At 53.3% G+C, this 14,259-nt stretch carries 11 protein-coding genes; 10 read left to right on the top strand and 1 reads right to left on the bottom strand.

Annotated elements, in window-relative coordinates:
• Positions 1 to 182: 182 nt before the first annotated feature.
• From NYE26_RS15670 to NYE26_RS15625, 10 genes are all read left to right on the top strand, one after another.
• The gene (locus tag NYE26_RS15670) at positions 183 to 1,988 is read left to right on the top strand and encodes a TerB N-terminal domain-containing protein (protein ID WP_339257176.1); all 1,806 of its coding nucleotides are present in this window, start codon (positions 183 to 185) and stop codon (positions 1,986 to 1,988) included.
• A 10-nt stretch (positions 1,989 to 1,998) separates the two neighbouring features.
• The gene (locus tag NYE26_RS15665; RefSeq protein ID WP_339257174.1) at positions 1,999 to 3,318 is read left to right on the top strand and encodes an ATP-binding protein; all 1,320 of its coding nucleotides are present in this window, start codon (positions 1,999 to 2,001) and stop codon (positions 3,316 to 3,318) included.
• On the top strand, positions 3,315 to 5,516 hold the full coding sequence (locus NYE26_RS15660; protein WP_339257172.1) for a DEAD/DEAH box helicase: 2,202 nt from the start codon (positions 3,315 to 3,317) through the stop codon (positions 5,514 to 5,516). Before NYE26_RS15665 ends, NYE26_RS15660 begins: the two co-directional genes overlap by 4 nt.
• A gap of 36 nt (positions 5,517 to 5,552) precedes the next feature.
• Entirely contained in the window at positions 5,553 to 5,879 is a 327-nt protein-coding gene (locus tag NYE26_RS15655) for an antibiotic biosynthesis monooxygenase (RefSeq protein ID WP_339257170.1), read from the top strand.
• A 255-nt stretch (positions 5,880 to 6,134) separates the two neighbouring features.
• Positions 6,135 to 6,776: a hypothetical protein gene (locus tag NYE26_RS15650; RefSeq protein ID WP_339257168.1), complete on the top strand. Its 642-nt coding sequence runs from the start codon at positions 6,135 to 6,137 to the stop codon at positions 6,774 to 6,776.
• Positions 6,777 to 7,266: 490 nt separating this feature from the next.
• Positions 7,267 to 8,643, top strand: coding sequence for an extracellular solute-binding protein (locus NYE26_RS15645; protein ID WP_209873932.1), 1,377 nt, complete (start codon positions 7,267 to 7,269; stop codon positions 8,641 to 8,643).
• A gap of 220 nt (positions 8,644 to 8,863) precedes the next feature.
• Positions 8,864 to 9,754: a sugar ABC transporter permease gene (locus NYE26_RS15640; protein WP_036726672.1), complete on the top strand. Its 891-nt coding sequence runs from the start codon at positions 8,864 to 8,866 to the stop codon at positions 9,752 to 9,754.
• Between the two features lie 18 nt (positions 9,755 to 9,772).
• Positions 9,773 to 10,597 (top strand): carbohydrate ABC transporter permease, encoded by an 825-nt coding sequence (locus tag NYE26_RS15635; RefSeq protein ID WP_339257165.1) that lies wholly within the window; start codon positions 9,773 to 9,775, stop codon positions 10,595 to 10,597.
• 90 nt (positions 10,598 to 10,687) lie between these two features.
• Positions 10,688 to 12,475: a sensor histidine kinase gene (locus tag NYE26_RS15630; RefSeq protein ID WP_339257163.1), complete on the top strand. Its 1,788-nt coding sequence runs from the start codon at positions 10,688 to 10,690 to the stop codon at positions 12,473 to 12,475.
• Complete coding sequence (locus NYE26_RS15625; RefSeq protein WP_339257161.1) at positions 12,472 to 13,674, top strand: response regulator; 1,203 nt, start codon at positions 12,472 to 12,474, stop codon at positions 13,672 to 13,674. Before NYE26_RS15630 ends, NYE26_RS15625 begins: the two co-directional genes overlap by 4 nt.
• On the opposite strand, the gene NYE26_RS15620 is transcribed toward NYE26_RS15625, so the two are convergent.
• The gene (locus NYE26_RS15620) at positions 13,652 to 14,248 is read right to left on the bottom strand and encodes a DUF2441 domain-containing protein (RefSeq protein WP_339257159.1); all 597 of its coding nucleotides are present in this window, start codon (positions 14,246 to 14,248) and stop codon (positions 13,652 to 13,654) included. The two genes, NYE26_RS15625 and NYE26_RS15620, sit on opposite strands and share 23 nt — an antisense overlap.
• Between the last annotated feature and the right edge of the window lie 11 nt (positions 14,249 to 14,259).

Here is a 14,259-nt window from a genome sequence, read left to right as displayed (position 1 = left end):
TGCGGTGCGGTGACAGACGCTCTCATCCAAGATCTTGAGGAGTCAGTCTCTCAAGGTCTTTTTATTGATTTATGGCGGGATGCTGGAGGGTGGGCGTATTCCTGCTGTGCAACTGCATCGGCTGCATAGGCTATATGATATAATGTGAGAATTACCAAGACATACGGGTGGGGCGATGAAGCATGGCTAAAGACAGGCAGGGGCTGCATTTCTCGGAGCTGGTCTGGGAGAGTACGGAGCAGAATGTGGCGATTCCGCCGCGCGGTACTGTAGATGAAGGCAGCCGGAAGCCTAAGTCAGAGCCGGTTAAGAAGACAACGTCCGGTTACGATACAGTCCAGCTTAAGCTCTGGGATATGGAAGAGAGTGTGGAGCCGGTAACCACTACAGAGAGCGAGTTCGTCCAGCGTGCACGTGAGCTTGTAGAGCATAAGGAGCCTGCGGCGCTGTTCGTCCCGTTCAAAAGCTATTGGCCCACCTACGGGCATATGACCGGCGCGCAGAGCAGATGGTATTTCTTTTGGCGGGATGAAGTCCGGCAGGGGAGATACCCGAAGACCGATCTCTCATATATCTTCCTGCATATCTATGAGCTGATTAACGGTGTGGGCTGGGACGAGCCTCAGGAGGGCTGCCGTCAGCTCAGTCTGCTGTGGGAGGCCTACCGTGATAGTTACAAACGTCTGGATCAGTACCTTGGCGGGTGGATTGCGGATTTCTCTTTTGTCCATAAGCTGGATATCCCCCTCTCGGAGATTGTGGCCCGTTCGCGCGGACTGGCCGGGGATCTGGCTGAGCTTGAATTGGTCCGCTGCCTGTCGGCTGCCCCGGAGCAGCTTAGGATCGAGGTACTGAGTGTGATGTCGGACTATGATATCAGCAAGTCCAAATTCTATACCGGCGAGGGTAAAATCGCTGCGGATCGTTATATTCCCCAGGTTGTAGCCCTAATTGATGCTTATGTCGCCCGGAAGCATGGCTCGAATCTAATCACGATGTTCCCGCCCGCCCCTCCTGTCGTCCGTGAGCGTTATTTGTTCCGCAGCGCGGTATACGATATCTCCCTGTATGGCTATTCTGTTCTTGTGCCTGTTATTCGGGTCAGCAAGTCCCCGCCGCTGCGCAGCCTGATTACCCGGCTGTTCCGGCTGTCCGAGAATAAGCTGCGGGCGCTGATGGGATACCGGGGAAGACTGAAGGATGTCCGGGTTGATGCTGATATGGATGATCTCGTCACCCGGTTCCTGGAGCGTGAATTCCGCAAGGCGGAGCAGGAAGAGAAGGGGCCGGCAGTGGTCATTGACCAGCAGAAGCTGGAGCAGTTGGCAAGCGACTCCGAGGTGGTGCGTTCCTTGCTTACGGTGGAAGACACCGGGGAGCCGGGTCATGAGGATGACGCGGAATGGATAATTGAGTCTGAAGGAGCACATGGAGGAGCCGGATTGGCTGGTATCGGAAATGCTGTGGATGCGTTTGGGAGAGCTGAATCAGCGGGCGAGGAAAGCGATGCGAATGCGGATGCAAGAGACGGATCAGCAGATGTGAAAAGTGATGCAGAGGCGGCTGAAAGAACCGGGTCAATGCGTGCGGAAAGTAATTCAGAAACCCATCAAAGAGCTGATGAGCAAGCGGAACGGATGCTCGGTATTGAGCCGATAGAAGGGACACGGCAACAGCTTCCGGGTGATTCCCTGTCTGCCGGACAGAAGCTTGCCGATTCTCAGCCGCTAGCCTCAGATAGGGAAGCGGACCGCTGGACATTGTTCGCTTCGGAGCTGACTCTGCTGCAACGGGAGGTCGTGCTGGCCCTGGCAGAAGAGGACGGTCCTGCGAAGGTGCATCGGCTGGCTGCAGGAGCAGGAACGATGGCAGAGCTGCTCTACGATGAGATTAATGAGCTGGCAATGGACAGTCTGGGAGACCTCATTATTGACGGGGAAGAGCTGACCGAAGAATGTCTATCCATGCTGGACTATATAAAGAGGTGAAATTCGTAAAATGAACCCACTCAAAATACCAAAGCGGATGACCACCGCGCTCGTCAATTCGCTGACAGCGGGAGTTGTACCGCGTATCGGTCTTGAACATATCGCCGTCGGCCGCCGGCCGGAGGTGGAGGCGATTCTCCGCGATATGGAGAATATCGCCGATGGCGGAGCTGCCTTCAAGCTGATTACAGGCAAATTCGGCAGCGGCAAAAGCTTCCTGCTCCAGATCATCCGCAACTATGCGATGGACCGCGACTTCGTGGTTGCCGATGCTGACCTGTCGCCGGAGCGGCGGCTGGTTGGCACGAAGGGACAGGGGCTCGCCACCTACCGCGAGCTGATGAGCCATCTCTCGACCCGGACCCGCCCGGATGGAGGGGCGCTGGAGATTATGCTGCAGAAGTGGATCATGACGCTGCAACAGGCGGTGATGCAGGAGAAGGGCTACAGCCCTGACGCGCCGGAGCTGGGCGATGAGGTTGAGCAGCGCATCTATTCGGTTGCTTCCGAGATGCGCGGGCTGGTGCATGGCTTCGACTTCGCTAAGGTGCTGGCCTCTTACTGGAACGGGCACAAGCTGGCCGATGACGGGCTGAAGCAGGATTCCCTGCGCTGGCTGCGGGGAGAGTTCCCGACCCGTACGGAAGCGCGGAAGGCGCTCGGCGTTGGTGTCATCATCGACGATGACAACTGGTATGACTACATGAAGCTGTGGGCGGAATTCACCGGAGCCATCGGCTATAAGGGCTTGCTGCTGTTTATCGATGAAGGGGTGAACCTCTACAAGATTACCAACAGCATCTCGCGGCAGAGCAATTACGAGAAGCTGCTGACCATGTTCAATGATACGATGCAAGGCAAAGCCGAGCGGCTGGGCATCTTCGTTGGGGGAACGCCGCAGTTCGTGGAAGACCACCGGCGCGGACTGTTCAGCTATGAGGCCCTGCGCTCCCGGCTGGTGGCCGGACGGTATGCAGGCAGCGGACTGAACAATTACACAGGGCCGATTATCGCGCTGGACATGCTGTCCCATGAAGAAATTCTGATTCTGCTCCAGAAGCTGCGGGATATCCATGCGCTCCATTACGGATATGAAGCAAGACTGACACAGGAGCAGCTGGTGCATTTCATGGAAGAGGCGGTCAACCAGCTGGGAGCTGATGAACTGCTCACTGCACGCGAGGTGGTGCGCGACTTCATGGATCTGCTGCACACCCTGCACCAGCATCCGGAGCTTTCATTCGAGAAGCTGGTCGGAGAGCGGACTTCGCGGCCTGCCGAGACGGAACAGAATGAGCTGGACGGCTTCCTGGCGGAGTTCGACCTATGAACGATAACCCGTTCTACCGGCTGGCCCCGTTCATCAAGGAATTCATCTACAAGAACCGCTGGGATACGCTGCGCGAGGCGCAGGTCGATGCCTGCCGTGTGCTGTTTGACACGCCGCATCATCTGCTGATCGCTTCAGGGACGGCCTCGGGCAAGACCGAAGCGGCCTTCTTCCCGGCGCTAACGGAGCTGCACCAGCGTCCGTCTGCTTCTGTAGGCATTCTGTATATCGCGCCGCTGAAGGCGCTGATCAACGACCAGTTCACGCGGCTGAACGACCTGCTGCGTGAAGGGAACATTCCGGTCTGGCACTGGCATGGCGATGTGCCGCAGGCGGACAAGACCAAGCTGATGCAGAACCCTTCGGGAGTGCTGCAGATCACCCCTGAATCGCTGGAGGGCCTGCTGATGAACCGCCCGAATGCGATCCCGGCCCTGTTCCATGATCTGCGCTTCATCGTCATCGATGAAGTTCATGCCTTCATGGGCGCGGACCGCGGCATTCAGGTGCTGAGCCAGCTGGCGAGGATCTCGCGGATGGCGGGCTGTCATCCGCGGCGGGTCGGCCTCTCTGCGACCTTAAGCGATTATGCATCCGTCACGGAGTGGCTGGCGGCGGGCACGCGCGAGAGCGTGGAGGTCAGCGCGCCGCAGGGCGGGCGCAAGCTACGGTTGAGCGTGGAGCATTTCTCGTTCCCGGATGCGCGGAATGAGGAGGAAGCCGAGCACCTGGAGCGGGCGCGACAGGCTTATTATGGCTTCATCTATGATCACACACATGTGAAGAAGGCGCTCATCTTCACGAACAGCCGCACCGATGCCGAAGAGGCCATCCTGGAGATGCGGCGCATTGCCGCTAAGCGGGGCGAGCGGGATGTCTTCCATGTGCATCATGGAAGCATCTCCGCGATGCTGCGCGAGGAGACCGAGGCCACGCTCCGTGAGGGCGCAGGGCCGGCTGTGGCTGCAGCGACGCTGACGCTGGAGCTGGGGATTGATCTGGGCGAGCTGGAGCGGGTGCTCCAGCTCGGCGCGCCTTATAGCTGCGCGAGCTTCGTGCAGCGGCTGGGCCGCTCGGGCAGGCGCGGGGACGCCGCCTCCGAGATGATCTTCGTCACGCCCGAGGAGGAGGACGAGGAGGCGCAGCTCCCGGCGCGCATGCCGTGGACGCTGCTGCGGGCCATTGCCGTAATCGAGCTGTACGTACGCGAGAAATGGGTGGAGCCGCTGGCCGTGCGCCAGCTGCCGGTCGGTCTCCTGTATCATCAGACGATGAGCATTCTGAAGAGCATGGGCGAAGCAGAGCCGGAGGACCTGAAAGAGGCTGTGCTGAGCCTGCCGTCCTTCCGCAGCATCGATCCCGCTGATTATGATGACTTTATGGAGTATATGCTGGGCATGGGCCATATCGAGAAGATGGATGAGGGAAGTCTGCTGATTGGGATGGCAGGCGAGAAGATCGTTAACAACTTCCGCTTCTATGCGGTATTCAAGGACGATGAAGAGCATGTTGTCTATAACGGGACGGAGGAGATCGGGTCCATTACCACCGTGCCGCCTCCGGGCTACTGCTTCACACTGGCAGGCAAGCTGTGGAAGGTCGAGGAGGTGGACAACCGCCATAAGGCCGTCTATGTCAAAGGCTCACGCGGCAAAGTGGACACCTTATGGCTCGGTGCAGGCGGAGATGTCCATACCCGGATTATGACGAAGATCCGCGAAGTATTAGGATCTACGGCCCTGTACCCATACCTTGCACCAAGCGCGGCCGCCAGACTGGAACGGGCCCGCAGGCTCGCGAAGGAGAGCGGACTGCTGACGCGTTCAGTTCTGCCAGCCGGGGGAGACTCCATGTTCATCCTTCCGTGGGCTGGCAGCCGCCAGTTCCGCACGCTGGAGCGCCTGCTCAAGAACAATCTGAAGGAGCCGCTTGGCTTGCGCTCGGTCGTGCCGATGGAACCGTATTACATGGTAGTCGCCGGTAAAGTGGATGCAGAGAAGCTGGAGGATGAGATTATCGCTGAGACCGCTGCCGCTACGGATGCACTCACGCTCCTGAAGCCGGATGAAGCCCCTTACCTCGGCAAATACGATGAGTTCATCCCGCATGACCTGCTGCGCAAAGCCTTTTCGCTCGACGGCCTTGATGTACCGGGTCTGGTCAGCGTGATCAAACAGTGGAGGCAGCCTACGGCATAATGGATATAGGGATAACCAAATAACGGAGGTGAAATCATGAGCGAGATTGCTACAACACCACAAACACCTTATTACGCAGTGATTTTTACATCGGAACGAACAGATGCGGATAGCCAATATGTGGAAATGGCGGATGAAATGGAGAAACTTGCATCCATCCAACCTGGATTTCTCGGAGTAGAAAGTGCCAGAGAAGGTGTAGGTATTACTGTGTCTTATTGGGATTCTCTCGAAGCTATACACAAATGGAAACAAAACGAACGACATTTAGTAGCCCAGCGCAAAGGGATATCTGATTGGTATCTCGCTTATAAAACAAGGGTTTGCAAGGTTGAAAGGGATTATGGATTTGAAAAGGCTTGAATAAGCGAGTATGGGACTACAACAAGAAGCAGCCGATCCTATAGTGACCGGCTGCTTCTTGTTATACGGCGGGAATTATAACTTTTGCACCATATAGCTGGGATTCATTCCACAATCAAGCGCGGAATCTCTGGCTTGCATAAATAAACCAGCGGAGCTTCTCTCTTGAACTCTTGATAGAGAATTATTCGAAAAAGTAAGCTCAGACGAAGGGTTACTCTAGTTGTGCAATGAAAGAAGAAAGGGTGAGAATTCATGGAAGCAAATATGTTAGAGCGTTTACCAGATCCAACAATGTTACAAAAGCTAATGAAAATCCAAGCATCACTGAATATTATTCTTTGTCAGGAGGAATGGCTTCGTTACCATAGCTATGTTCAAGATTGGAATGAGGGTGTTTCTATGGCGAAAATAGATAATGGATCAGGGGATCATCTGTTTATTTTGTTTTCCCCTGAAGGCTCCATCATAAAAGGCTTCGATCATGAATCCGGATTAAGCCCATATGCGCAAGATGAACATAAAGTATGGCAAGGGATTTATGATGACGTCCCAATGGAACTATTATCTTTACTTGATGATGCTGCAATTGAAAAAGACGATGTGACTTTTTGTATTTGGCGTAAAAACAGTGACACGAACTGGCACAAGGGAAACGTTGAGATTCCAGAAGGAAAGAGCGAAGGTTCTGATTTTTTAATGGGCTGTATATTCCATACACCAGAGGATTTTGTGGAATTTGCAACAGATTATTTTGATTGTTCACTATCCCTAGAGGTTGTTGCAAAAATCTACGATGATCTCCCCATTACGGAAGAGATGATCCATATCTTGAATTCAAGCTGTGATGTAAAGGAAGTTCTTCAAGAATTACATTTATTAAGCCCACGGGGTTAGTGAAACTCATCCAGATAGCAAATTGAGTGGCCGGTCACCCTTGCCTTTGTTGGCGGGATATTCATTATCGTGCAGACAGTCATCCTGAATAAAATGTACGCGAAGCCGGGCTTAGAAAATAGTTGAATCTGGAAGCAGCCGATCTATCGTGATCGGCTGCTTGTACTGAAGATGCACTTCAGAAATTAACAAAAAGCAAAAGAAGCGGAGGGGAAATTTGGAACTGTAGGAGCGATAGCGTCCGCCTTTGTCACCGGATTTCCACCGCGATTAGCGGTTAAAATCAAGAAATCTGGTGACAACAGCGGCCGGAAGTCCAAATGTTCACCGTAGTGACGACCAAGATTAGAGTTCAATTCTTTAGTGCTTTTTATAAGCCCGCCCAAGCATACCCTAGAAAAAACAAACCTCATTTCTGCAGTTCCCACCTTGCCCGGAAGCGCTCTACGCGATGATAATTAGCTTATCACGACAGAGGGGGCTTTAATGAATGGTCAACAGAAAAATGAAGCAAACCGCCACCGTCGCGTTCGCCGCGCTAATGGCAGTAAGCCTTGCCGCATGCGGGAACTCGAACAACAACGCCAATTCCAAGGCTAAGGACACCGCCGCACCGAACGCCGCCACAGGCAGCGGCAATGCCGCTGCTACAGACGCTCCGAGCGACAAGAAGGTAACCATTACCTTCCAGAACATCTATCCTGACCCTGCAACACCGTCTTACAAAATGATCCACGAGCTGACTGACCAGTACATGAAAGAGCATCCCAATGTAAAGATTGAGCTGGATACGCTGAACACGGATCAACAGAAGGTGAAGCTGAAAACACAAGCAGCCTCCAAAGAAATACCTGATATTACGATGGTTAACCCTGCCGCTCAAATGAAGCCCTTTGTAGATGCAGGATTATTAGCCCCGCTGAATGATGTGCTCGATCAGAATGGACTGAAAGATACGTACCAAGCGGGTCTGCTCGACTATTACAGCTTCGATAACAATGTGTATGCGCTTCCTGACGGCAACAATATCGAAGTGGTCTACTACAACAAAGACTTATTCGCCCAAGCCGGAATTGCAGCACCTCCAACCACGTTTGAAGAGTTACTGAAGGACGTTAAGCTCTTAAAAGACAAAGGGATTACTCCACTGGCTATCGGTGAAAAGGATTCGTGGACCGGCTCGTTCCTGTTCATGAACATCCTGCTTCGTACAAACGGCGGTCCTGGCTTCCTGAAAGACGTAGTGGATGGTAAGAAAACATTTGAAGATCCTGCCTTTGTTGAAGCGGTAGACGCGTTCCAGCAACTGGTAGCAGCAGGCGCATTCCCTGACGGGGCAACTTCCATCGATGCAAATGCCGGCGGGAATATTTTCAGATCCGGTAAGGCAGCAATGTGGGTTATCGGTACTTGGGAGACGGGCGCGAATGATGCTTCTTCCGTAGCCGGTAAAGTGGGAGCCTTCCAATTTCCTACGGTTAACGGTAAAGGTGATCCGAACGAATTCATGCTTGCACCGGGCAGCGCATTTGCCGTGTCTGCAAACAGCGAGCATCTGAAGGAAACGAAGGATTTCCTGAACTTCTTCGCTTCTGAATATCCTAAAAAACAGTTCGAGCTGAAGAATGCTGTAGGTATCGGGCAAAAGGTAGACGGTGACCTGAAAGCTGCCGGTTACTCCGAGCTGGCTATCACTGTGGCTGGTCTGTTCAACCAAGTAAAAGGCGGCGATCTGTCCTTCGACAACACGATGAATCCAGCAACTTCACAAGTCCACCTCAGCAGCATTCAGAATCTGTTCGTTCAAAAGATGGATTCCAAGGCGGTAGCCAAAGAGCATCAGGCCGCATTTGAAGCCAATAAATAAGCCTAAGACTTCAGCGTTTCGTATAATCTAAGCTTTACTCAATTTACGCCATCTAACGCATTCCCTGCAATCGTATAGCCGTCCTGCTCGATGCGAAGCCAGCTGATTCAGGCTGCTTCGCATCGGGTTTATCATGTGCTTTTTAAAGTTAATGGCATTAATCATTAATGATATGAATCAGTAGATAAAGAAGAATCTGCTTGATTAGGAGGCGGGAAAGATGAAAGTCCTTAAGGTTCCGGCATACACAATCGCTGCCTTCATACTGCCATGTCTGTTGCTCTATGTGTGCCTGGTATTCGTTCCCATACTGGTCTCATTATACACGGGCTTATTGAAGTGGGACGGTCTAACGACCTCTCAGTTCGTCGGCTTCGGCAACTTCAAGAATATGTTCTGGAATGACCCGGTGTTCTGGCCCTCCGTTCGGAGAACGCTGCTGTACGCCGTGGCTTCCATGCTGGAAATCCCGCTCTGTCTGGGGATGGCGATCCTGCTGAACCGCTATCTGCGCAGAGCCAACACGCTGGTGTCGATCTACTTCACGCCGGTCATCTTATCAGTCGTTATTATTGGACAACTCTGGAAGACCATCTATAACCCTACTTCGATGGGGGGGATGCTGAACGGTGTGCTGGTGTCCCTGGGACTGGAGAGCTGGACGCATAACTGGTTGACCGAGCCTAATATCGCCATGTATTCTCTGTATCTGGTGTCCCTGTGGCAGTATTTCGGCTACCATCTGCTGATTCAGTATACCGGAGTGCAGAACATTCCCGACGAGCTGTACGAAGCGGCCAGAATTGACGGGGCTGACGGCTTCAAGGCGGATCGTTACATTACGCTTCCGCTGATCATTCCGATTTTCAAAATCTCGATCATCCTGGCGTTTATCGGGTCCCTGCAAGCCTTCGACCTGGTCATGGTCATGACTGGCGGCGGTCCTGCGCATGCAACGGATGTCATCTCCACCCATATGTATAACAGCTCCTTCTTGTCCTTCAAGTATGGCTACGGCAGCGCGATTGCGACCTTCCTCGTGGTGGTCTGTCTCATTTTTACCGGCATCATCAACATGATCTTCAACCGGCTTGAGCGAAAATTCGAATAGGAAAGGAGTGCGCGGACCATGCGTAAGCTTAAAAAAGGAATCGTGTATCTTCTTTTTGCCATTCCTGTCATTACCCAGCTCTACCCGCTGCTGTGGCTCCTGCTATACTCTCTGAAGACGAATGAGGAGATTCAGGACGGGAGCTTCTTTTCTTTTCCGCGAAAATTCCAGTGGCATAACTACTATGAGGCTTACACCTCGGGCAGTTATCTGAAGTACCTGTCGAACAGCGTGTTCGTTACCGCCCTTACGATGCTTTGTGTCATTCTGCTGGCTTCGATGGCGGCCTATGCGATCTCCCGGTTCCGGTGGAAATACGGCAATGTCGTGATGACCATTTTCCTGATGGGGATGATGATTCCGATGCAGGCCACGCTGCTGCCGCTGATGATTATTTTCAAAAACATGCATATTCTCAACACCCACTGGTCGCTGATTCTGCCGTACATTGCGTTCTCGACTCCCATCGCCGTGTTCATCTTGAGCGGCTTCATGAGAGCTATTCCACATGAGATCGAAGAATCGGCGTTCATCGACGGGGCGAGCGTGTACCGGATCTTCCGCAGCATTATCCTGCCGGTGTCGATTCCGCCTGTCATGACCGTATGTATCTTAACCTTCATCAATATCTGGAACGAGTACATCCTGGCCGCTACGTTCATCTCGTCAGAGAGGCTCAAAACCCTTCCATTCGGGGTCTATACCTTTGTGAGCCAGTATTCGGTCAACTACGGGAATATCGGGGCCTTCCTGGTGATGGGCGCGCTGCCGGTAATTCTGATCTACTTCTTCCTGTCGAATCAGATTACCAAAGGGATGGTGGCCGGAGCGGTTAAGGGGTAGGGTAAGGCGTGCTGAATTCCCTCATTGCATAAAAATGGAAAAGTTTTATAATAGGAAACGGCAGAACAGGTGCGTAAAGGGGAGAAGCTTATGAAGCTCGGCTTTCATTCCATTCATCATCGGTTGTTCTTGCTGTTTCTTTTTTGCATGTCCAGTATTCTGCTTATTGTCAGCCTGCTGTACTATAACCGGACTACAGACCAATTGCATGAGAAGATCGGTGATTTGTCGCAAAAAAACGTCGCCCAGAGCGCAGGCTTATTCACGCTTCTCTATAAGGGGTATGACGCCTTGTCCAAATCGCTCAGCAATAACTTCGAGATGATCCGCTTGATTAATGAGAAGACGGACGGGCCGGCGGTGGCCTATATCAATGAGCAGACGGTGACGAATATCATCGGCTCGATTTTTTATTCGCGGGACGATCTGGTGGGTATTCATGTGATCACGGACCGCGGAAAGATCTACAACTATGGCAACTATATGAATGTGGTCGATCCGAATTATAGGCAGGAGGACTGGTACCGGCAATTGCAGGCTTCCTCAGGGAAAATGGTCTGGCTCGGGGTGTACCCGCACTCCCTGATCGACCAGGTGGAGGACAGTCCGGTCTTCGCCTTCGGGCGGCAGCTCTATGACCTGAATGAGCATAAGCCGATAGGCATCGTGCTGTATGAGACGGACCCGCAGCCGGTGCTGGACGCGCTGGAGAATCTGAAGCTGGGCGCGCACAGCCAGGTCTACCTGATGTCCCCGGATGGACGGTTTGTCACCTCGGCCACAGATCCGCAGCCGGACACTTCCCGTCTGCCTAAGCTCCCCGCTTCGGAGCATGTGATGGTTCAGCAGGAGCGCGGCCAACTGGTTGTGGCGTCTAAGCTGTCTTTCTCGGGCTGGTGGGTGATGAGTATTACGCCGGACCAGGATCTGAATGTGGAACTGGTGGAGATGAAGCGTTATCTCTTGATCGTAATCTCGGCGCTCATTCTGGTCTCCACGCTGATTGCTTCGATCGTATCGCAGACCATCTCTTCGCCGCTGAAGAAGCTGATCCGCGAGATGCGCCAGGTAGAGGTGGGGAACTTCGGCGGCATGGTCAAGGTCTCTTCGTATCAGGAGATTAACATTCTGGTCGCTTCCTTCAACCGGATGGTCCGGCGGATCGAGGAGCTGATTGAGCGGGTCAAGCTGTCCTCAGTCAGTGAAAAGAATGCGGAGCTGCACGCCCTGCAGTCCCAGGTGAACCCGCATTTTCTCTACAATACGCTGGATATGATCTACTGGATGCTCGATGAGGAGGGCAATGAACAGCTTGGCGAGCTGGTGCTGTCGCTGTCCTCAATGTTCCGCTACAGCAGCCAGTGGGAAGACGGGGCTGAGGTGAGCCTGAGGGAGGAGCTGGAGCAGATCGGGCATTACCTGAAGATTATCTCGATCCGTCTGGAGGGCCGCCTCGTAATCGTGACGGATATCGATGAACGCTGGCTGAACATAAGGGTCCCGAAGATGACGGTGCAGCCGGTCATTGAGAATGCGGTCAAGCATGGACTGGAGCCGCTCTTGCGTCAGGGGATTCTTAAGGTATACACCCGGCAAGAGGACGACCACCTTGAGCTAATTGTGGAGGATAACGGGGACGGAATGAACGGGGAGCAGCTTGCAAGGCTACAGCATTCGCTGAATGTGGATAGTCCGGAAAGTTCGGGCTCCAGTGGCAGAGAAGGCGGCAAAAGCGGCATCGGACTCCAGAACCTGCACCGCCGCCTGCGGTTCATGTTCGGGGAGGGCTATGGTCTGCAGATTCAGAGCTTCCCCGGTGAGGGGACGCAGGTGGCGATCGTGCTGCCTATTCCAGTGGAAGGAGAGCTGCCGGGATGAATATTCTTATAGCCGATGATGAACGGGCCATCCGTGAAGGCATCAAGCGTACGATTAAGCAGATTAGTGCAGAGCATCAGGTGTTCGTAGCCGACCGGGCGGAGGAAGCGGTGAAGATCCTGGAGGAGCAGCATATCCATATCGTGCTGACGGATATTCTGATGCCGGGCATGAACGGGCTGGAATTCATGAAAATCTCGAAACGCCGGTATCCGTACGTGAAATGGATTGTCATCTCTGCCCACAGCGAATTCTCCTACGCCCAGGAAGCGGTCCGGCTGGGTGCGCGCGACTATCTGCTGAAGCCGATCGGCAAGCATAAGCTGACCGAGCTGATCGACAGCCTGACAAGCGAAATCCAGCAGGATAACCAGCTCTCGCGGCAAGGCGAGCGGCTGAAGGCCAGTCTGCGGTTCCTGCGCGAGGGGGTTTTTCAGCGGCTGGCCTCCGGGCTGGATATCGGGAATCTGGACATCGACGCGTTCATTGAAGATTATCACTCCTTCTATCTGGTGATGGTTCAGCTGGAGGCGGGGGATCAGAGCGCCCGGCTGGAGCATTTCATTGTTGAGAATGTTCTCTCCGAGCTGATCGAGCGGTATGGGCGGGGCTTCGTGGTCAACTATGACCGGCAGAATCTGCTGGGCCTGATCACACCGGGCGAGAGTGTCCGGGTAGAGCAGTTCCAGGAGGAGGTGAAGACGCATCTGACGCATTATTTGAAAATCCCTTTTCAGATCATCTATTCCGGGCTGAGCTGTGACTTCCATACGGTGCCGCAGATCGTGAAGCGGATGCGGGAAGCTTCGGCCTTCCAGGGGCCGCCGCTTGAGCCGCTCAAGGGGAGTGGAGAGAAGGCGATTGAAGTAGCGCTGCACTACATTAAGGAGCATTTCTACGAGGAGCTGTCGCTGGAGCGAATCGCTTCGGTGGTGTTCCTGAATCCGGCGTATTTCAGCCAGCTGTTCAAGCAGAAGACGGGGCAGGGGTACAAGGAATATGTCACCTCGCTGCGGCTGGAGCAGGCGAAGCTATTACTACTGAATCCGGGGCTGAAGCTGGCCGATATTGCGGAGCGGGTAGGATACCAGGACATGCGCCATTTTACCCAAATGTTCCGCAAGAAATACAACCTTACCCCGACGGAGTACCGCCAGCAGGAGAGCATCAGCATTCTTAGGAGCAAGGGTACTCTGTGAGGATGTCTGCCACTTCGATTCTTCCGTTGATCAACAGCTCTGGAAGCGCGTTATTGAGATTACCCTTCCAGTATTCTCTGGCTTGTTCGATTTTACGGGAGAATGGGGCCCCGTCTTCCTTGGGCAATAGACTGCCGTCCCCTTCAAAAATAGCTCCAGTGACCTTAAGTTTCACGATCTGCAGCACTTTCCGGTGATACGAATCGAATATGCTTTTCCACATCAGGGCGTCTTCATAGCTCTTTGCTGCGTATAAGCAAGACAAACGTGAAGGATACTCAGGATGTTCCTGTAGCCTTACCATTTCAACGATCACCTCTCGAACCGCTCGGATGGTCTGCTCCGCATACTTAACCGTAACATCTGCATCCTCTTTATCCAATTTCAAACCGTCATCAGTATAATTGCCGTGCAGGATTTGAATAACGTCTTCCCCTTTGGAATTCAACTGTTCTTGCTCAAAAAAGAAGCGATACAAGGTGTTTTTTTGCTGGTTGTCAAAATGAATGATTTGATTCAGGGCCATCTTCTTCCGGGTTACAATGTGGTAAACGTATCTTTCGCTTGCTTGCATAGTCTGCCTCC

Origin of the sequence: Paenibacillus sp. FSL P2-0136, assembly GCF_037975325.1 — a bacterium.
In the GTDB taxonomy this organism is placed as follows: domain Bacteria; phylum Bacillota; class Bacilli; order Paenibacillales; family Paenibacillaceae; genus Paenibacillus_AQ; species Paenibacillus_AQ silagei.
This window is presented reverse-complemented; position numbering and strand designations above follow the sequence as displayed.

Bases quoted from the DNA above. Each gene is read 5' to 3' on its own strand.
- NYE26_RS15670 (WP_339257176.1), top strand. From the start codon at position 183: ATGGCTAAAGACAGGCAGGGGCTGCATTTCTCGGAGCTGGTCTGGGAG.
- NYE26_RS15665 (WP_339257174.1), top strand. From the start codon at position 1,999: ATGAACCCACTCAAAATACCAAAGCGGATGACCACCGCGCTCGTCAAT.
- NYE26_RS15660 (WP_339257172.1), top strand. From the start codon at position 3,315: ATGAACGATAACCCGTTCTACCGGCTGGCCCCGTTCATCAAGGAATTC.
- NYE26_RS15655 (WP_339257170.1), top strand. From the start codon at position 5,553: ATGAGCGAGATTGCTACAACACCACAAACACCTTATTACGCAGTGATT.
- NYE26_RS15650 (WP_339257168.1), top strand. From the start codon at position 6,135: ATGGAAGCAAATATGTTAGAGCGTTTACCAGATCCAACAATGTTACAA.
- NYE26_RS15645 (WP_209873932.1), top strand. From the start codon at position 7,267: ATGGTCAACAGAAAAATGAAGCAAACCGCCACCGTCGCGTTCGCCGCG.
- NYE26_RS15640 (WP_036726672.1), top strand. From the start codon at position 8,864: ATGAAAGTCCTTAAGGTTCCGGCATACACAATCGCTGCCTTCATACTG.
- NYE26_RS15635 (WP_339257165.1), top strand. From the start codon at position 9,773: ATGCGTAAGCTTAAAAAAGGAATCGTGTATCTTCTTTTTGCCATTCCT.
- NYE26_RS15630 (WP_339257163.1), top strand. From the start codon at position 10,688: ATGAAGCTCGGCTTTCATTCCATTCATCATCGGTTGTTCTTGCTGTTT.
- NYE26_RS15625 (WP_339257161.1), top strand. From the start codon at position 12,472: ATGAATATTCTTATAGCCGATGATGAACGGGCCATCCGTGAAGGCATC.
- NYE26_RS15620 (WP_339257159.1), bottom strand. From the start codon at position 14,248: ATGCAAGCAAGCGAAAGATACGTTTACCACATTGTAACCCGGAAGAAG.